General features: G+C 45.4%; 2 protein-coding genes. One reads left to right on the top strand and one right to left on the bottom strand.

Features of this window, described 5'->3' with window-relative positions; translation table 11 throughout:
* Positions 1–6: 6 nt before the first annotated feature.
* The gene (locus L659_RS0106380; protein WP_024589969.1) at positions 7–1,983 is read right to left on the bottom strand and encodes a TolC family outer membrane protein; all 1,977 of its coding nucleotides are present in this window, start codon (positions 1,981–1,983) and stop codon (positions 7–9) included.
* A gap of 239 nt (positions 1,984–2,222) precedes the next feature.
* On the opposite strand from L659_RS0106380, the gene L659_RS0106375 reads away from it, so the two are divergent.
* A complete protein-coding gene (locus L659_RS0106375) occupies positions 2,223–23,510 on the top strand; it encodes an Ig-like domain-containing protein (RefSeq protein WP_024589968.1) in 21,288 nt (7,095 codons plus the stop codon).
* Positions 23,511–23,633: the final 123 nt, after the last annotated feature.

Below are 23,633 nucleotides of genomic sequence, written 5' to 3'. Positions count from 1 at the left end.
ATTGACTTAGCTATCAGTAATTACAGCTTCGATACGTCGATTCGCAGCATTCGCTCTTACTGATATTTCGTTTACTCGAGGTTGATCAATACCGTACCCGAACGATTTAACACGTTTTGGTTTTATATCGAATTGTTTAATTAGAATTTCAGCAACGGCAAACGCACGTTTTTCAGATAGTTTGCGGTTATATGTTCGATCTCCATCTAGAGATGCATGACCTCGTATTTCAACCTGCTTATTTGGGTTTTCTTTTAAAAAATCTGCAAGCCGACTAATTTCTTGAATATATTGAGACCTTACATCGCTTGAGTCAGCAGAAAAAGGGATACCAATCTCTATATTCGAGGTTGATGCGCTATAAATTGTACAGCCAGATAAATCAACATTAGTTGACAGCGGTGTACTCGGACAAGTGTCTTGCTCGTTTGGTACGCCGTCACCATCATCATCTAAAAAGTTACTTGGTGTAGTGTCGGTTTCCAACGGTATATCTAAGTACCTTGGCATAGCGGTTACACTCATGTAGGCATTATCTTGCTTCGCTTTTTTTTGTAGAAATGCCTTGCGGCTAAAGGTGGTTGCTACATCGTAACTCGGACAAATATTTTGTGCGTTATGCACAATAGGATCGTCAGTTAGCTCTTTTAATGTAGGGTATTTACCTGACATTACGTCAAGTGCTGGCAATAATTTCCCCATTTCTTTTAGCATAGTTAAAATAGCCGATTGGCGGTCGTATAGCGCAACTATGTATGAACGTGTTGATTGGAACGATTCGTTTTCGGCATCAAGCACGTCTAGTAGAGTTCGTTGGCCTATATCAAATTGATCTTTATATGCAATTTTAACTTTAGTTGATGATTCGCGGTGTTGATTAAGCGCTGGCAACTTTTGCTCTAGTATAGTGACGTTGTAGTAGGCAATTTGCAGACTTTGACGAATATCAATACAGGCTTGATCTCGTTGATATTTTGCAATGTTTATATCTTGATAAGCTTGTTCTAAATTAGCGCTATCTAGACCACCGTTATACAAGTTATAACTAATATCTATGCCGACTCGCGCTTCTGTTCTGGTTTCATTTTGACCAAGCTCATCTCTATCTTGGCTACCGTAGCGGGCAGATAAATCTACGTTAGGGTGAAAGGCCGCTTTTTGTGCTTTGGCGTTCGCTTTTTGCGCTTCAATATTATACAAAGAGGCATAAAACGAAGGGCTGTTTTTGTAGGCGACGTCTAGCGCTTGGTTAACCGAAATTGGTATATTGTTTTCATCAAGGTCAGCTTGCTTTATATCGTTCATAGGCAGCTCACCTACAACCCTTAGGTAGCGAGCGCTTACATCATGTAAATTTGAGTACTCCGTTAATACATTAGATTGCGCTAGAGATAAACGGCCACTAATTTGTTCTAGGTCTGCTGCGCGCGCTACACCGGCGCCTACGCTTTGCTCTATTTGTTGGTATACAGACTCGTGCTCTTGTAAATTAGCTTCTGCAAGTTGTACTAACTCTTTGAATTTTTGTACGTCAAGTAGTGCAATCGAGGCTTCAAGTGCTGTTTGTTCTGTTTGAGAAATAAGCTCAAAGTACCTAATAAGTTGAATACGTTTAAAACGGTCAACTGTATTCGATGTTCTAAAACCGTCATAAAGCATTTGAGTAACGCTTAATTCGGCTGTATTACGGTTATATTCTTCTTCAATACCGTAATTTCTTCTTTCATATCCTGCACTTGCTGATACATCAACACTTGGTAAATAACCTGAACGGGCAGCATCCACTCCATAAATAGAAGATTTAAAAGCATGCCATGCTTCTTGTACTTCAGGATTGTTTTCAATCGCTTTACTTGAAACGTAGGTAAGTGGCATTGCTGATTGTTCGTTTGCATGCACGTAGTTTGATAAAGTTACGGCTGTAATCGCTAATCCGATTAACATAGTCCCTTGGTGCTTTTTAAAAGTGTTTTTTATAATCATTTCTTCCTCTTAGATCCTGTTAAGACCAAAAATACTCTCTTAAATATTTAGTAAAGGAGTACTTATTTTGCAAGTAATCTTTTCGGGTAGCATAAAAAAAAATTTCTACCACTTTTTTGTTGATTTTTTATTTTTGAATTTTTCTTCTAAACCTGTACTTGAGTCCAGTATCTATGTGCTTTTTTTGTTCTACCTTTAACTTATTAGATTGTTATTTTAAAAAGTTTGAGGGTACCTAAATGGAAGCAAATCAACTTGTAGTTATTGATATTCAGGGTTCGGCGGGTGTTGTGTTAGATGATGGATCGGTAAGAGCCTTAAACGTGGGTGACATTATTACCGTAGGTGATTTAGTTGTTACTGCTATTAAGTCGTCGTTACAAATAGATGTGCAAGGTGAAACCTTATCTATACCCGCAAATCAAAAGGTAAAAATAACACCAGACCTATTAGCTAAAGAAGCAAGAGACGCTAGCGAAACAACTGTTTTTGATGAAAGTTTAGATGAAGCAATCGCAAGCTTAGGTACAGAACAAGACTCATCAACAGCAGCTAATTCAGACGTTACAGATTTTTTAGATGCATTAGAAGGTGATGGAGACCTTTTAGATAGCTTAGAAGCAACAGCTGCTGGTGGCGGCAACGCTGCTGGTGCAGATGGAGGCAGTTCGTTTGTACAGTTAACCCGAATTTCTGAAAGTGTTGATCCTAGTAGTGTTACTTTTGATTCATCTTTTGATCAAAGCGCTACTGAAGCTTTTAATTTAAGAGATACCTCTGATGGTATTGTGCCTGACGCAACTTCAGCTTCTATTTCACTTAATGAGCTGGGTGTTACCAATTCATCACAACCAACAATTACTGGTACGAGCGAAAACTTAATTGGCGAAACAGTTAATGTAACGGTAACTGATGTTGATGGAAATTCTCAAGTAGTTAGTGTTGTGATTGGCCCTGATGGTACCTTTGAAATAACCCTACCAACTCCAGTTGCGGATGGCCCTGTGACCGTTGTTGTTGAAGCAACAGATCCTGTTGGCAACCCTATAAACGACACTATTTCTATAGAAATTGATACAACACCTCCACTTATTGCTATTGATCCTGTTGCCGATTCTGCTTCGCAAACAGTGACAGTAACAGGGACTGTATCTGGGTTGAACACTGGGGATAATGTGTCAGTCACGTTAACGGATAGTGCAGGTACGGTACAAACAATTGTTACTCAGGTTGATGCGCTAGGAAATTGGGTTATTACTACTACCTCACCTTTATCTGAAGGAGAGTTTAACGTAAGCGCAGTGGCGATTGATGCCGCTGGAAATCAAGCTGTAGATCAAGCTTTAGCGAATGTAGATTTAACTGCTCCGGTAATCACAGTAAATGTAACTGATGAAACAAATAACGCGACACCACCACTTGTTGGAACAACAAATGGGGTTCCTGAAGGCACGCAAGTAACAATTACTGTTACAGATAGTGCAGGACAAATACAAACATTAACAGCAGTTACTCAAGCCGATGGAAGCTGGAGTGTAGAAGTTGGGACTCCTTTGCCTGAAGGTGATTTTACGGTTGATGCACAAGTAAGCGACAGTGTAGGAAACTTAGCATTAGCAAGTGATTCAGGAGTAGTTGATTTAACGGCGCCTACGGTACAAATTAATAATATTAACGACACTCAAGACACCACGCCAACTATTACAGGTAACGCGCAAGATGTACCTGCTGGCTCTATTATTAGTGTGGTTATTACCGATTTTGATGGTCAAACTCAAACATTATTAACCCAAACTAACGCTGATGGGGATTGGTCTATCGACGTAACTACGCCATTGGCTGAAGGGCAGTTTGAGGTTGATGCAAGTGTAAGTGATGCTGCAGGTAATCAAGCCCAAGCAAATAACCAAGGTGTTGTTGATTTAACAAACCCAGATATTACCGTTACCGCAATTGCTGATACTAACGATACTACACCAACATTTTTAGGTAGGGTGGAAGACGCTCCAGCGGGCTCTGTAATTACAGTATTAGTAACCGATATTAACGGTAGCGTACAAACTTTAACTACTTTATTAAATGAAGATGGCACATGGAGTGTTGATGCTAATGAAATCTTGCCAGGTGGTGAGTTTACCGCAACTGCGTCAGTAACCGATGTAGCAGGTAATGAGGCTACTGCGCAAACAAACGGCGAAATAACGTTTGCTTCTATTTCAATTCAAATCGATGCAATTGCTAATACTAACGATACCACTCCATTTTTAAGTGGTAACACCGGTAATGTGCCTGCAGGTACAACCATTACTTTAACTATTACGGCAAGCGATGGGAGTACATTTACATTACTTGCAGTGACGCAAGAAGATGGTTCGTGGTCTGCACAAGTAACAACTCCTCTGCCTGAGGGCGACTTTACTGTAGTTGCAGCGGTTATAGATGACTCGGGCAATGAGGCGCAAGCAAGTGCAGTAGGTAATGTTGATTTAACTATAAGCATTAATTTTATTATTGATACTAACGATACAACACCAACAATTAGCGGCTCTACACAAGACGTAGAACCTGGTGCGTTAGTAACCGTTACATTTACAGGAAGCGATGGCGTAGCAGAAACCGTGCAAGTAGTTACTGGTGCTGACGGAAGCTGGTCAGTTGAGGCAAGTAATGAATTAGTTGAAGGCCAGTTTAATGTGGTTGCAACTGTAACTGATGCTGCGGGTAATACAGCTTCTGCAAGCGAAACTGGAGAAATTGATTTAACAGATCCTGCAATCACGATTAATCCTATTGAGGATACGAATGATGTAACTCCATCAGTAAGTGGTAACGTAATTGATGTACCAGCAGGAACAGAAGTTACCTTAGTAATAACTGACAGTGAAGGCAATGAACAAACACTCACAACACTTACAAATGCCGATGGTACATATACAGCGGATATTATTGCAGATCTCAGTGAAGGGGATTTCACAGTAACAGCGAGTGTTAGTGATACTGCTGGCAATAGCAGTACTGCAACTGTTACAGGTACGGTTGATTTAACCGCACCAAGTGTGACTATTAACAATATTGCAGATACAAACGATACAACACCTACTCTTACCGGCTCTACCCAAGGATTAGCATCGGGCAGTGAAGTAACTTTAATTGTTACCGATAGTCTAGGAGCTGAGCAACAGTTAGTTACTACTATAAGTGCGGATGGTACTTGGAGTATTGAGATTCCAACTGCTTTAAGTGAGGGGGATTTTACAGTAACAGCTAATGTATCTGATAATGCGGGTAACGCAGCTCAAGATTCACAATTAGGCACAGTTGATACCACCCCTCCTTTAGTTGCAATAAATGACTTTGCTGATTCAAACGATACAACACCTACATTTAGCGGAACAACGAGTGATGTAGCTCCGGGTAGCCTTGTTAGTGTTTTAGTTACTGATGCAAATGGTGAGTCTCAAACATTGACGGCGGTTGTGTCAGAAGATGGAACTTGGCAAGTAGGTGCAACTCAAGCTATTGCTGAAGGCGACTTTACAATTACGGCAACAGTAACAGACGCTGCAGGTAATGAAGCAAGCGATACCGGTACTGGAACAATTGATTTATCAGCTCCAATTATAGCAATTAATGCAATCCCAGATAGCGCCGATACTACTCCAACAATTTCAGGTTCCGTACAAAATGTACCAGCCGGAACAACGGTTACGTTAACATTGACGGACGCTGGTGGTAATACACAAACAATTACAACACAAACGTTAGCTGATGGTACCTGGACAGCTGATGCTATTAATGAGTTAGTTGAAGGTGACTTTGGCGTTAATGCCATCGTTAGCGATGAGGCAGGTAATCAAAGTGAAACTTCAGCACAAGGAACTATCGATAATACCGCACCAACTATTACGATTGATGCACTCGCTGATAGCAATGATACAACACCGACAATTTCTGGCACTGCAACGGGCGAGCCAGAGGGCACCGTTGTTACTATTACCGTGACTGATGAAGCAGGTAACCCACAAACCATCACTACAGAAGTACTCGCTGACGGCACTTTCACTGTTGATGTACCAGATGAATTAAGCGAAGGCGAATACAGCGTAGACGTATCAATCACTGATACTGCTGGTAACGAAAGTACAGAAGTAACAACGGGTACTATTGATACCTCAGCTCCTGTTATTACGATTGATGCACTGGCAGATAGCAACGACACCACACCGACAATTTCTGGCACAGCAACAGGTGAGCCAGAGGGCACAGTTGTTACTATTACGGTAACTGATGACGCTGGTAATCCACAAATAATTACTACTGAAGTACAAGCCGATGGCACCTTTAGTGTTGATGTGCTGAACGAATTAAGTGAAGGTGAATTTACTGTTGAGGTATCGGTTACAGATACTGCGGGCAATGAAACCACAGCAACTACGACTGGCGAGGTTGATACTTTAGCACCGGTGATCACGATAGATGCACTGGCTGATAGTAACGACACTACCCCAACTATTTCAGGTACAGCAACGGGCGAGCCAGAAGGCACAGTTGTTACTATTACCGTGACTGATGAAGCAGGTAACCCACAAATCATTACCACTGAAGTACAAGCCGATGGCACCTTTAGTATTGATGTGCCGAACGAATTAAGTGAAGGTGAATTTACGGTTGAAGTATCGGTTACCGATACTGCAGGGAATGAAACTACCGCAACAACAACAGGCGAAGTTGATACTGCCGCGCCAACAGTTATTATTGACCCCGTAGGTGATACTAACAACACCACCCCAACTATTTCAGGCACCGCAACGGGTGAGCCAGAGGGCACGGTTGTTACTATTACCGTAACTGATGAAGCAGGTAATCCACAAACTATTACCACAGAAGTACAAGCCGATGGCACCTTTAGTGTTGATGTACCAAATGAATTAAGTGAAGGCGAATTTACCGTTGAAGTATCGGTTACCGATACCGCAGGTAATGAAACCACAGCAACAACAACAGGCGAAGTTGATACTGCCGCGCCAACAGTTATTATTGACCCCGTAGGTGATACTAACAACACCACCCCAACTATTTCAGGCACCGCAACGGGTGAGCCAGAGGGCACCGTTGTTACTATTACTGTAACTGATGAAGCAGGTAACCCACAAACTATTACTACTGAAGTACAAGCCGATGGCACCTTTAGTGTGGATGTACCGAACGAATTAAGTGAAGGCGAATTTACTGTTGAAGTATCGATTACTGATACCGCGGGTAATGAAACCACAGCCACAACAACGGGAGAAGTTGATACCACAGCGCCAATAGTTACTATTAATGCACTAGGCGATACGAGTGATACAACACCGACCATTTCAGGCACAGTTAGCGGGGAGCCTGCTGGTTCAACCATAACTTTAACAGTGACCGATGCTAATGGCGCAGTACAAATAATTTCAGCACAAGTAATTGCTGATGGAAGTTGGACTGCAGAAGTATCCGCGGCTTTAGCTGAAGGAAGCTACTCTGTAGATGCAAGTATTAGTGATAGCGCTGGTAATGAAGGCACAGCAAGTGCTTCAGGCACAATTGATACAAGCGCATTGACCATTACCATTGATATTATTGGCGAAACTAACGATCAAACACCTCAAATAAATGGTGATACTTTTAATGCACAAGCTGGCTCTCAAGTTGAAGTTCAGATCACTGACTCAGCGGGTGCAATAATTACTTTAACCACAGTTGTTGATGAAAACGGTCTTTGGAGTGTTACTCCGCCTGCAAATTTAGCTGAGGGCACCATTTTAATTAGTGCAACAGTAACAGACATAGGTGGTGGAACGGCTAATGCAGAGCTTGATGCTGTAATTGATATTACGCCTCCAACCATACAAGTAAATGAACTAGAAACAAGTAATGATACAACACCGGTTATTTCTGGTAACACAACAGACGTAGTTGCAGGCACAGTTATAAATTTAACGGTTACTGATTCTCAAGGGGTTGTTCGCACATTTAGCACTACAACGGATGTAGAAGGTAATTGGAGTGTTGAACTTTCTCAAGAGTTGGCCTCGGGCGATTATTCTGTAGAAGCTGAAGTATCTGATGCTGCAGGAAATAGCGCTTCAGATACGGCTACAGGTAACATAGATACATCAGGACCTAGCTTAACCGTTGACTTTGAAGCTGTAACCAACGACTCAACGCCTACTATTTCAGGCACTAGTGATGCAGACGTTGGTACCAGTATCACGGTTGTTATTACAGATGAAAATGGAGTTGAACAAACACTTAGCACCACAGTAGATGCAAATGGTAACTGGGAAGTAACTCCACAAACAGATTTAAATGAAGGTGATAACACCATCGAAGTGAGTGTATCTGACGAAGCAGGAAATACGACAACAGTTACAGATACAATTACGTTAGACACACAAGCGCCAATACTCACCATTCAAAACGTAGGCGATGTCAGCGATTTAACACCTGAGCTGCAGGGCACTAGTAATGAAATTGGCGGCACCGTAACACTGACCATCACCGACAGCCAAGGCGCTGAGCAAACCTTCACCACCACCGTTGAAAGTGATGGCCACTGGAATATTGAAATTCCAGGTGCCCTTGCACAAGGTGACTTTAGCGTTGTTGCCAGCATTACTGATGCTGCAGGCAACGACACCACGGCCAACAGTAGTGGTAATGTAGATACCATTACACCGGTTATCACCGTTGATGCACTGGGTTTAGGCAACGACAGCACCCCAGTTGTTAGTGGTACCTCAACAGAGCCTGAAGGCACCGTTGTGAATATTGTTATCACAGACAGTAACGGCGATGAAACACCAATTACAGCCACAGTCGATGCGAACGGCAACTGGCAAGCAATCAGCCCTGAATTACCAGAGGGCAGCTACAGTGTGCAAGCCAGCATTACCGATGCCGCAGGTAACACCGATAGTGCCGTGCAATCGGGCACCATTGATAGCCTCGCGCCAACGCTTGTGCTTGATACCGTGGGCGCAACGAACGATAGCACCCCGACTATCAGCGGAAGTACCAATGCGCCAGCGGGGACTGTTATTAGCATCAGCGTGAGTGATGGCACCACAACAGAAACGTTCACCGCGACAGTACAAGCTGATGGCAGCTGGTCAGCGGATGTACCGAATGCACTGAGCGATGGTGAGCTCACCATTGAAGCTAGCGTTAGTGATAACGCCGGTAATACCACTACATTAAGTGAAACCGCAACACTCAACACCACGGCCCCAAGCATTAGTATTAATGCATTGGTTGATACCAACGACACTACCCCAACCATTAATGGTACAAGCGATGCGGCAGATAACACCACCATTAGCTTAACGTTTGAAGACAGTGCAGGGAATATTACGACTGTTGATACGACGGTAACGGGTGGCGTCTGGAGCGTTGATGCACCAACTGATTTAGCCGAAGGTGAATACACGGTGACCGCAGAGGTAGACGATGGCCTAGGTAATATCGGCAGCGCCACCGAAACAGGTCAGATAGACTTAACCGCACCGAGCCTTGTTATTACCGACAACGGCGTAGGCAACGATACCACCCCAACTATTACCGGTACTAGCGATGCACCGCAAGGCAGTACGGTAACGGTTATAGTGACAGATACCAGTGGCACACCACAAACAATGAGCGCCACTGTACTTGCCAATGGCACGTGGTCAATCCCTGTACCGGTAGCACTTGCAGAAGGTGCATACACCATTAGCGCGAGTGTTGAAGACACCGCTGGTAATGAAGCCACCGCCACAGGCACTGGTGAAATAGATACCACCGCACCGACACTTGTACTTACCAGCTCAGGCTCAAGTAACGACATCACCCCGACACTCAGTGGCACAAGCGATGCCGTTGAAGGCACGGTTATTAACTTCACCGTAGTGGACGATCAAGGCAATACACAAACCTTCACCACCACTGTGGGTGCTGATGGCAACTTCTCAGTTGAAGTACCGATTGCACTGGCAGAAGGGCCGTACACGATCACCGCCAACATCAGCGATGTGGCAGGTAACAGCACCAACATTACAGGCATTGGCACCATTGATACCACAGCACCAAGTGTGAGTGTGGATGCGCCAGTACTCACCAACGACACCACACCAACTGTGACTGGCACCAGTGATGCACCTAACAGCACCATTACGGTTACATTTACAGACGCAGCAAATGCCACCCAAAGCATTGATGTACAAACCGATGCAAATGGTAACTGGAGTGCGACACCAACAGGTACATTAGCTGAAGGTAATTACAGCGTCAGCGCCAGCATTACCGATGCCGCAGGCAATACAGGCACGGGTACAGACAGTGGCGAAGTAGATGTTACACCACCAGATTTAGCGTTTACACCTACCTTCTTATTAGGTTCATTGGTGTTATTAAACGGTACCTCTGATTTACCGGCTGGCAGTGAAATTACCATTACCGAGCAACTGGTAGGCGGTGGCGTAGGACTAAGTTACACCACAACCACAGATGCCAATGGTAACTGGTCATTAACTGGTATCGACATCTCATTACTGAACTTAGGCTCCGTGATCGCAACAGCGACCGATGCAGCAGGTAATACCCGTACAATTAGCTCAGATGACTTTGATAATACACCGCCGACACTCACTGTTGATGTTGCAGCACAAAGCGACAGCAACACGCCAATCATAAGCGGTACAAGTGATGCGGGTGAAGGCGCGCAAGTCACTATTGTAGTGACCGATAGCGATGGTAATTCACAAACTATCACCGCCCTTGTGGATGCAAACGGTGATTGGATCGCCACTCCAACCACACCGCTAAGCGAAGGTGAAACGACCATTGAAGTAAGTGTGCGCGACAGTGTCGGCAATGAAACCACCGTGAGTGACACCACGACTATCGACACGCAAGCGCCACTACTCACCATTCAAAACGTAGGCGATGTCAGCGACTTAACACCAGAGCTTCAGGGCACCAGTAATGAAATTGGTGGCACCGTAACACTCACCATCACCGACAGCGAAGGTGCTGTGCAAACCCTTGAGACCCTAGTTGGCAGCGATGGTCACTGGAATATTGAAATTCCAGGTGCCCTTGCACAAGGTGACTTTAGCGTTGTTGCCAGCATTACTGATGCTGCAGGCAACGAGAGCACCGCGAGCAGCAGTGGCAACGTGGATACCATCACCCCGGTTGTGAGCGTGGATGCACTGGGCCTTGGCAATGACAGCACCCCAGTGATTAGTGGTACCTCAACAGAGCCTGCAGGCACGGTTATAAACATTGTTATTACCGACAGTAACGGTGATGAACACCCAATCACCGCTACTGTGGATGCAAACGGCGATTGGCAAGCAACCAGCCCTGAATTACCAGATGGAAGCTACATCGTGCAAGCCAGTATCACCGATGATGCAGGCAACACCGGCGGCGCGACACAAACGGGCAACCTAGATACCTTAGCGCCGACACTGACGTTAGACACAGTCGGTGCAACCAACGACAGCACCCCAACAATCAGCGGAAGCAGCAATGCGCCAGCGGGCACAGTGATAAACATCAGTGTAAGCGACGGCACCACAACAGAAACGTTTACCGCAACAGTGCAAGCCGATGGCAGCTGGTCAGCAGATGTACCGAACGCGTTAACTGATGGTCCATTAACTATTGAAGCAAGCGTCAGTGACAGTGCAGGCAACACCACCACGTTAAGTGAAACCGCAACACTCAACACCACAGCCCCAAGCATCAGTATTAATGCATTGGTTGATACCAACGACACCACCCCAACCATTAATGGTACAAGCGATGCGGCAGATAACACCACCATTAGCTTAACGTTTGAAGACAGTGCAGGGAATATTACGACTGTTGATACGACCGTAACGGGCGGTGTATGGAGCGTCGATGCTCCAAGCGTACTAGCCGAAGGCGAATATACTGTCACCGCAGAGGTAGACGATGGCCTAGGTAATATCGGCAGCGCCACCGAAACAGGCGAGATTGACTTAACCGCACCAAGCCTTGTTATTGCAGACAATGGTGTTAGCAATGACACGACACCGACTATCTCCGGTACAAGCGATGCGCCACAAGGCAGTGAAGTCACTATTATTGTGACAGACAGTGCCGGTGCACAGCAAACCATTACCGCGACAGTTGGCGGAAGTGGAGCGTGGTCAGTTCCTGTTACGACAGCCCTTGCAGAAGGTAACTTCACCGTAAGCGCAAGCGTGAGCGATGCCGCTGGCAACGACACCACCGCCACAGGCGCAGGAGAGCTGGATACAATTGCACCGACCCTCGTACTTACCAGCCCTGGTTCAAGTAATGACATCACCCCGACACTTAGCGGAACAAGCGATGCCGTTGAAGGCACGCTTATTAACTTCACGGTTGTGGACGATCAAGGTAATACACAAACCTTTACCACCACTGTGGATGCAGACGGCAACTTCTCTATAGAAGTACCGACTGCACTGGCAGAAGGGCCGTACACGATCACCGCCAATATCAGCGATGTGGCAGGTAACAGCACCGATATTACAGGCAATGGCACCATTGATACCACTGCACCAAGTGTGAGTGTGGATGCGCCAGTACTTACCAACGACAGCACGCCTACAGTGACAGGGACTAGTGATGCACCTAACAGCACCATCACGGTTACGTTTACAGATGCAGCAAATACCACTCAAAGCATTGATGTACAAACCGATGCTAATGGTAACTGGAGTGCGACACCAACAGGTACATTAGCTGAAGGTAATTACAATATCAGCGCCAGCATCACTGATGCTGCAGGCAACACAGGCACCGGCACGGACAGTGGCGAAGTAGACGTAACCCCGCCAGCACTTGCCTTTACACCAACGTTTGAACTTGGTTTATTAATTACCCTAAGCGGTACGTCTGACTTGCCCATTGGCAGTGAAATTACTATTACCGAGCAACTTGTTAACGGTGGTATTGGTGCAACATATACCACTACAACGGATGCGGATGGCAACTGGTCATTAGTCGGGTTGGATGTATCTTTACTTGATGTTGGCTCAGTGATCGCAACAGCGACCGATGCCGCAGGTAATACCCGTACAATTAGCTCAGATGACTTTGATAATACACCGCCGACACTCACTGTTGATGTTGCAGCACAAAGCGACAGCAATACACCAATCATAAGCGGCACAAGTGATGCGGGCGAGGGGGCACAAGTGACTATCGTGGTTACTGATAGCGCAGGCAACCCACAAACTATCACTGCGCTTGTGGGTGCGGATGGCAATTGGAGTGCCACTCCAACCACACCGCTGAGCGAAGGCGAAAGCACGATTGAAGTGAGTGTACGCGACAGTGTTGGCAACGAAACTACAGTGAGTGACACCACCACTATCGACACGCAAGCGCCACTACTCACCATTCAAAACGTGGGTGATGTCAGCGATTTAACACCAGAGCTTCAGGGCACCAGTAATGAGATTGGTGGGACAGTCACACTCACCATCACCGATAGCGAAGGCATCAATCAAACCCTTAGCACTGTTGTAGGCAGCGATGGTCACTGGGCAATCGAAGTATCGACAGCCCTTGCACAAGGTGACTTTAGCGTTGTTGCCAGCATTACCGATGCCGCAGGCAACGAGAGTACCGCAAACAGCAGTGGTAATGTGGATACCATTACACCGGTTGTCACCGTTGATGCACTGGGTTTAGGCAACGACAGCACCCCAGTTGTTAGTGGTACCTCAACAGAGCCTACAGGCACGGTTATAAACATTGTTATTACCGACAGTAACGGTGATGAACACCCAATCACCGCCACAGTGGATGCAAACGGTGACTGGCAAGCAACCAGCCCTGAATTACCGGATGGCAACTACACCGTGCAAGCCAGTATCACCGATGATGCAGGCAACACCGGCGGCGCTACACAAACAGGCAACTTAGATACCTTAGCGCCGACACTGACGTTAGACACAGTAGGCGCAACCAACGACAGCACGCCAACAATTAGCGGGACATCGAACGCGCCAGCAGGCACGGTTATAACGATTAACGTCACGGATGCAAATAATACAGAAACGTTCACTGCAACAGTGCAAGCCGATGGCAGCTGGTCAGCGGATGTACCGAACGCGCTAACTGATGGTCCACTCACTATCGAAGCAAGCGTCAGTGACAGTGCAGGCAACACCACCACGTTAAGTGAAGGCGCAACATTAGATACCAACGCACCGAGTATTAATATTGATGCATTAATGGATACAAATGATACAACGCCGAATGTGAGCGGTACCAGCAGTGCAGCAAATGGCACTATTATCACCGTCAGTTTCACGGACAGTAATGACATAACAAACACGGTACAAACAACTGTTACAGACGGTATCTGGAGTGTTGAAGCTCCTGTTGACTTAGCTGAAGGCAGTTATGAAGTTGAAGCGAGTGTTACAGATGGAAGCGGCAATACAAGTACAGCAACAGAAAATGGCGTAGTGGATACGACCATTCCTAATATTGCCGTAAATGATGTAACCGTGACTGATGACACAACACCTACGATCACCGGCACAGCGAATGCGCCACAAGGCAGCACCGTGAGCGTTGAAATCACCGACAGTAATAATATTACTCATACCGTAACGACCACATTAGGGGTTAATGGCACATGGAGCGTAGCAGCCACGCAAGTACTGGCTGAAGGCACCTTTACACTGAGCGCCAGTGTGAGCGATGCCGCAGGCAACGAAGCCACTGCCACAGGCACTGGTGAAATAGATACCATTGCACCGACACTTGTACTTACCAGTCCAGGCTCAAGTAGTGACATCACCCCAACACTCAGCGGAACAAGCGATGCGGTTGAAGGCACGGTTATTAACTTCACCGTTGTGGATGATTTAGGTAGCTCACAAACGTTCACCACCACTGTGGATGCCGATGGCAACTTCTCTATAGAAGTACCGACTGCACTGGCAGAAGGGCCGTACACGATCACCGCTAACATCAGCGATGTGGCAGGTAACAGCACCAACATTACAGGCAACGGCACCATTGATACCACAGCACCAAGTGTGAGTGTAGATGCGCCAGTATTAACAAATGACAGCACGCCAACAGTGACAGGCACCAGTGATGCACCTAATAGCACCATTACCGTTACGTTTACAGATGCAGCGAATGCTACTCAAAGCATTGATGTACAAACCGATGCTAATGGTAACTGGAGTGCGACACCAACAGGTACATTAGCTGAAGGTAATTACAGCGTCAGCGCCAGCATCACCGATGCCGCAGGCAACACAGGTACAGGTACATATACGGGCGAAGTAGACGTAACCCCGCCAGCACTTGCCTTTACACCAACGTTTGAGCTTGGTTTATTAATTACCCTAAGCGGCACCTCTGATTTGCCAGTAGGCAGTGAAATTACTATTACCGAGCAACTGGTAGGCGGTGGTATTGGTGCAACATATACCACTACAACAGATGCGGATGGCAACTGGTCATTAGTCGGATTAGATGTATCATTACTTGATGTTGGCTCAGTGATCGCAACAGCGACCGATGCCGCAGGTAATACCCGTACAATTAGCTCAGACGACTTTGATAATACACCACCGACACTCACTGTTGATGTTGCAGCACAAAGCGACAGCAACACGCCAATCATAAGCGGTACAAGTGATGCGGGCGAGGGGGCACAAGTGACTATCGTAGTGACCGACAGCGCAGGCAACCCGCAAACCATCACCGCCTTAGTGGATGCCAATGGCAACTGGAGCGCCACACCAGCGACACCATTAAGTGAAGGTGAAAGCACGATTGAAGTAAGTGTGCGCGATAGTGTCGGCAACGAAACCACCGTGAGTGATACCACCACCATCGACACACAAGCACCCACTTTAACCATTCAAAACGTAGGCGATGTTAGCGATTTAACACCTGAGCTGCAGGGCACCAGTAATGAAATTGGTGGCACTATTACACTCACCATCACCGACAGCGCAGGTGCTGTGCAAACGATTGAGACCCTAGTTGGCAGCGATGGTCACTGGAACATTGAAATTCCAGGTGCCCTTGCACAAGGTGACTTTACTGTAAGCGCGAGTATTACCGATGCGGCAGGCAATGAGAGCACAGCAAACAGCAGTGGTAATGTGGATACTATTACACCGGTTGTCACCGTTGATGCACTGGGTTTGGGTAACGACAGCACCCCAGTGATTAGTGGTACCTCAGCAGAGCCTGCAGGCACGGTTATAAACATTGTTATTACTGACAGTAACGGTGATGAACACCCAATCACCGCTACTGTGGATGCAAACGGTGATTGGCAAGCAACTAGCCCTGAATTACCAGATGGAAGCTACACCGTACAAGCCAGTATCACCGATGATGCAGGTAACACTGGCGGCGCCACACAAACTGGCAGCTTAGATACCTTAGCGCCGACACTGACGTTAGACACAATAGGTGCCACTAATAACAGCACACCAACAATTAGCGGGACATCGAACGCGCCAGTAGGCACGGTTATAACGATTAACGTCACGGATGCAAATAATACAGAAACGTTCACTGCAACAGTGCAAGCAGATGGCAGCTGGTCAGCGGATGTACCGAACGCGCTAACTGATGGTCCACTCACTATCGAAGCAAGCGTCAGTGACAGTGCAGGCAACACCACTACATTAAGTGAAAACGCAACACTCAACACCACGGCGCCAAGCATCAGTATTAATGTACTGGTTGACACCAATGACACCACGCCAGAAATTCGCGGGACAAGTGATGCAGCTGATGGCACAACCATTAGCTTAACGTTTGAAGACAGTGCAGGGAATATTACGACTGTTGATACGACCGTAACGGGTGGTGTATGGAGCGTCGATGCACCAATTGATTTAGCCGAAGGTGAATATACTGTCACCGCACAGGTAGATGATGGACTGGGCAATATTGGCAGCGCCACAGAGACAGGTCAGATCGACCTAACAGGTCCGAGCCTTGTTATTACCAACAACGGTGTAGGCAACGACACCACGCCAACGATTGCAGGTACCAGCGATGCATCGCAAGGCAGTACGGTAACGGTTATCGTGACCGATAGCAGCGGTGCAGCGCAAACAATGAGCGCCACCGTACTTGCTAATGGTACGTGGTCAATTCCTGTACCGGCAGCCATTGCAGAAGGTGGATACACCATCAGCGCAAGCGTGAGCGATGCAGCAGGCAATGACACCACCGCTACAGGCACCGGCGAAGTAGACACCACCGCACCTACACTTGTACTTACCAGCCCAGGCTCAAGCAACGACATCACCCCGACACTCAGTGGCACAAGCGATGCGGTTGAAGGCACGGTTATTAACTTCACCGTGGTGGACGATCAAGGTAATACACAAACCTTTACGACCACTGTGGATGCCGATGGCAACTTCTCTATAGAAGTACCGACTGCACTGGCAGAAGGGCCATACACGATCACCGCCAACATCAGCGATGCAGCAGGCAACAGCACCGATATTACAGGCAACGGCACCATTGATACCACAGCACCAAGTGTGAGTGTAGATGCGCCAGTATTAACAAACGACAGCACACCAACAGTAACGGGTAGCAGTGATGCACCTAACAGTACCATCACCGTTACGTTTACCGACGCTGCCAATTCAGTTCAGATCATTGATGTACAAACGGATATCAACGGTAACTGGAGCGCGACACCAACGACTGATTTAGCCGAAGGGAACTACAGCGTCAGCGCCAGCATCACCGATGCTGCAGGCAATACAGGCACGGGTACAGACACTGGCGAAGTCGATATAACCGCTCCGGATCTTGAAATTATTCCATCGTTTTTATTAGGTAATTTAGTTTCTCTTTCGGGGGATTCTGATTTACCGGGAGGCTCTGTAATCACTATTACAGAGTACCTAGTTGGTGGGTTAGTTGGCGCAACTTATACAGCGACAACAAATCCTGATGGTACGTGGGGGCTTGCAAACATAACAGTACCTTTACTAAGTCTTGCTTATGTAACTGCAACAGCAACTGATGCAGCAGGTAATATTGCATCAGTCAATACGCTTGATTTTGATAACGTAGCGCCAGAACTAACCGTTAGTGTTGATGCTTTATCGAATGATAGCACCCCAGTAATTACCGGCACCACCGATATGGGGCAAGGCACTGTAATTGACGTGACTGTTACCGATAGTGCAGGGCAAAGCCAAGAGTTTACTGCGATTGTTCAAGCCGATGGCAGTTGGGCAGCAGATGTACCAGCAGAGCTAGCGCAAGGTCAATACACCGTTGTTGCAGAGGTTAGAGACAGTGTTGGTAATTTAACAACGCAGCAGACTCAAGGTGAAATAGATAGCGTTGCTCCTACATTAATTGTGAACGAAGTTAACGCGACAATAGATACAACCCCTACAATTTCAGGCACGAGTAATGAGATTGGTGCTGATGTAACCATCCTTATCGGCGGGCAAACACTAACAGCAACAGTGGGTACTGATGGCAATTGGCAAGTAGATGTCCCCGTAGCACTTGTTGATGGTGATTATACGGCCCAAGTAAGTATTACCGATGACGCTAATAATACCAGCAGCACGACAATTGATTTAACAATTGATACCCAAGTACCTGTTATTGTACTTAATGACATAACTGTATTTAACACTGAGACACCAGTTATAAGTGGTACTTCAACTGAACCACAGGATACGGTGGTCGATATAGTTATTACAGATAGCAACGGTGATATACATACTTTAACCGCAATAGTTGATGCTAACGGCGATTGGCAAGTTACGGCGCCAAGCTTGCCAGATGGCAATTATGATGTAGAGGTAAGTATTACCGATGATGCTGGCAATCAAGGTGTGGATACAGGCTCGAGCTTTATTGATACTCAAGCACCAAGTATTACTATAAACGCATTAGGTACAATTAATGACAGCACGCCAACTATTTCAGGCACATCCAATGAACCTGAAAACACGAGTATTACAGTAACTGTGACCGATGGAGATAGTACCGAGATTTACACAACTGTTGTTGGTGCAGGTGGTGCTTGGACTGTAGATATTACAGATGCACTGACTGATGGTGAAGTTACAGTTTCTGCAAGTGTTACTGATGCCGCAGGGAATGAATCAGTTGCAAATAGTACCGCAACTTTAAATACCAATGCGCCTACAATTAATATTAATACAATGGTTGATACGAACGATCAAACACCAGCAATATCAGGCACAAGTAGTGCAATAGATAACTCGGTGATCACTGTCGTTATAACTGACGTTAATAACGTTTCACATACTGTAACTACGACGGTAGTAGGCGGTATTTGGAGTGTTGATGCGACAAGTATTCTTCCTGAAGGTGAGTTTACTGTTTCGGCAAGTGTGACTGAAGGAGGCTTAACGAGTAATACAACAGGTAGCGGTGTTATCGATTTAACCGCGCCAACGCTTAGTATTACTCCGCTTGTAACTTTAAATGATACAACGCCTACAATTTCAGGCACAACAACCGCACCGCAAGGCGCATTAGTTATTATTTTAATTACTGATAGCTTAGGTGCAGAGCAAACGGTTAATGCTACGGTTGGTGCAAATGGCACATGGTCAGTCGCTGCAAGTACAGAGTTGAGTGAGGGCGCTTACACGGTTTCAGCTTCAACCACAGATACTGCCGGTAACCCTGTAAACACAAGTACTACAGGGGTAGTTGATATAACTGCGCCAGTTGTAACTATTAGCGATATTGTTGGAAGTACTGATCTAACTCCAAGTATTTCTGGAAGTGTGACAGGTGCCAATGTGGGTGATGCTGTTGCAGTGGTATTCACTGATGCACAAGGTAATGAGCATACTGTAAATACAACAGTTCAAACTGGTGGTGTATGGTCTGTAGAGGCAACTAGCTCTCTATCACAAGGAGATTATTCAGTTGAAGTATTTGTTACTGACAGCGCGGGTAATACCGGGGACGCAACAAATACAGCAACCATTGATACAATTGCTCCTGAAATTAGTATTAATCAAAGTTCATTAATACTAACTCAAGATAGCACTCCATTGATTACAGGTACGTCTAACGAGGCAAATACAAACGTTATTGTTACCTTTACTGATTCTGCTGGAGTTTCTCATCAAATGACCGTTCAAACCGATGGCAATGGAGACTGGCAAGCGGCTGCTAATAATATTTTAGCTGACGGTGTTTACAGTGTTAGTGCAACTATTAGCGATGCTGCGGGCAATACTTCGGTCGACAATAAAACCGGTGGTGAGGTTGATACCGTGGGACCAGAGCTAACAATTGTGCCTTCGTTCCTATTAGGTCAGTTGGTTTCTTTATCTGGTACATCTGATTTGGGCGAAGGTAAAACCGTTACGGTTACTCTAGAGCTTGCAGGTGATTTACTCGATTTAACATACGATGTAACCACAGATGCAAATGGTGATTGGGAGCTATTAGGCCTAGCCGTTAATGTTATTGGCTTATCTGTTATTAAAGCTTCAGCTACTGATGAGGCAGGTAACACAACCACAGTAACCACTGCAGACGTAGATGCTTCAACCCCAGTACTAAATGCGGTAGTTGACTTTGCTACTGGTGAGGGCGATTTACCAATAATTAGTGGTACGACCGACCAAGCACCAGGCACTGAAGTGCTAGTTAAAGTGGTAGATAGCGAAAATGTAGTACAAGAGCTTACGGCTATAGTGCAAGCAGATAATACGTGGGCTGTGCAGGTTCCTCAATCATTAGCTGAGGGGACATTTAGCGTAACAGTTGACGTGTTAAGTGAGGTCGGTATTACTACCACGCAACTACTTACCGCAGTGGTGGATACAATATCGCCAACACTTGGCTTACAGGTTATTGGCACAACATCAGACTCCACGCCAATAATCCAAGGTACCAGTGATTTAATTAATGGTGTTGTTGAAATACAACTAGATGGCGGCACTGTACTAACTACTACAGTTGATGCTTTGGGAATATTTACACTTGAAGTTGATGCATTATCTGAAGGGCAACACGTTGCTAATGTGAGTATTACAGACGAAGCAGGTAATGTAGTAACTGATACGCTTGAATTTGTCGTTGATACGCTAGTACCAGTAGTTGGAATTTTACCATTGAGCATTAGCGATACCGATTTATTAACTATTTCAGGCACATCGGAAGAAGCACCAGGTACAGATATTGACGTAACAGTGGTTGATAGTAACGGTAATGAAACAGTATTTGATGCTGTAGTTGGTAGCGACGGCACGTGGTCTTTAGTAACAACTAGCTTATCAGATGGTGTATATGATGTGTATGCGAGTATTACTGATGCCGCAGGTAATACTGGGCAGTCAGCCATTGAACAAGTAACTATAGACACCATTCCACCAGCGTTAGAAATAGATGCATTAGGTGTACTTAATTCCCTAACACCAACAATTACTGGCTCTAGCGATGAGGAAGTAGGGAGTTTAATTACTGTAAATATCACTGACTCAACAGCCGCAGTACAAACAGTTACTACTACTGTTTTAGGAGATGGTACTTGGTCTGTCATTGCTCCTTTATTACCTGAAGGAGAAATTACAGTTGAGGCCATAAGTACCGATAGCGCTGGTAATACAACCACTGTAAATCAAATAGGTACTGTCAGTACAACCCTGCCAAGTTTGTTGATAAACCCAATAATTGATACAAGCGATACAACACCTACCATTAGCGGCACAACAGATGTATTAAATGGCAATGTAGAAGTCGTTATTACTGATAGCAGTGGTACCGCAACAACCTATAACACCACGGCTATAGCAGGTATATGGAGTTTAATACCTACAGTACCGTTAGCAGAGGGTGCTTTTACAGTCGATGCCACTGTTGAAAACTTGTCACTTACGAGTAGTACAAGTCTTGATGGCATTGTTGATTTAACACCACCAACAGTTGAAGTTGATCAATTACCTGTAACCAATAACCCGCTACCGACGATAACAGGTATAAGTGATGCACCAGCAGGTACCAATGTGAGTGTTGTTATTACTGATGCTAATAACGATTCACAAACTATTACCGCTCAAGTTGCAGGCAATGGCACATGGTCAGTAACAGCTACTACCGCACTGAGTGAAGGTAGTTTTAGCGCTACTGCGACAGTGAGTGACGCTGCAGGTAACTCATCAAGCGATACAATGGTGTCAAGCACAGACTACACTGCACCAACTATAGTGATAGACCCAATTACAGTAGGGCAAGATACAACGCCTACCATTACAGGCTCTGTAACCGGAAGCTATGCAGGTGCGGCTGTAATAGTTATGTTTACCGATTCTGCAGGTGCCACTCACAATGTTCAAACAACAGTTGAGCCTGATGGAACTTGGAGCGTGACCTCTACAGAAGTACTTCCTGAGGGTAACTACAGCGTTGATGTAAGCATTGCTGATGGTGCAGGTAATATCGGAGAAGGATCAGCAAGCAGTGCCGTTGATTCAGGAATCACAATCGATTCAGGATTGGTACTAACTATAGATCAAAACCCAGTTATAACAGGTACAGCCGCTCCTGGTGAGTCTGTAACTGTTACCTTTAGTGGCGCTACAGAGGCAACGGAAACAGTAACTGCTGATGCATCTGGTGAGTGGAGCGTAACAGCTAATACTACCTTAGCTGATGGGGCTTATACTGTAACAGCGGTAGCAACTGATACATCAGGTAATACAACTTCAAGCGGTAGTATATCTGGATTGGTTATTGATACTACACCACCTATAGTAAATGATTTTGAAGTTGATTATTTACTCGGTGGTATTACAGGACTTATAAAAATAGCTGTTATAGGTTTTCATGGCACTACAGATGCAGAGCCTGGTACCACAGTTACTTTAGATAACTCGCTACTATTAGGTATAAGCGTTGGAAACGAAACAACGAGAGTTCAAAGCGATGGAAGTTGGGCTTTCACAAGTGTAGATATAGATCTTTTGGCTTTAATAGGTAACGGCTTAAGAGATGTCAGAATTATATTTGAAGACGAAGTTGGTAATACCACAACTATTGATGGTGAAGGTACTGAAGTTGCTAGTATATCAACAGCAGGTTCAGCATCTAGCGACACAATCCCTGCATCATTTAGCGAAGAGTCGGCTCTAGGCGATACAATTCCTAATGAAGTTTCAAGCAACAACGTATTAAGTACTGAAACAATTGATTTAGGTAACTTGAGTGGTCTATCAACACCTGAGCAAACGGTGCAAATGAGTTCGGCAGAACCGCTTAATATTAATGACGTAATCATTAGCGAAGATGCAGAGCAGCTTATAGCGCTAAATACACTGGTTGAAGACGAAGGCTCTGCAATTGCTTATACCCCAGCCCAAAGCGGGGGAAGCATTGATACAGCAGCACCTGCGGTTGATGTACAAAATCAATCGGAGGAAATGATTAAACACTTAATTGAAAGTAGTAATAATCAAACGGATATTTAATATTAATAGAGCCCTCTTAATTATTTATTAAGGGGGCTACATTATTAAGAAAATTGATATTATTTATAACGAAATTTAAGAATAAAGGACATTAAAAAAGCCTTATTGATAAATCAATGAGGC

The organism is Pseudoalteromonas sp. S8-8 (genome assembly GCF_000497875.1).
Lineage (GTDB): Bacteria > Pseudomonadota > Gammaproteobacteria > Enterobacterales > Alteromonadaceae > Pseudoalteromonas > Pseudoalteromonas arctica.
The sequence above is the reverse complement of the archived record's forward strand: the minus strand, read 5'-3'. Positions and strand labels throughout refer to the sequence as shown.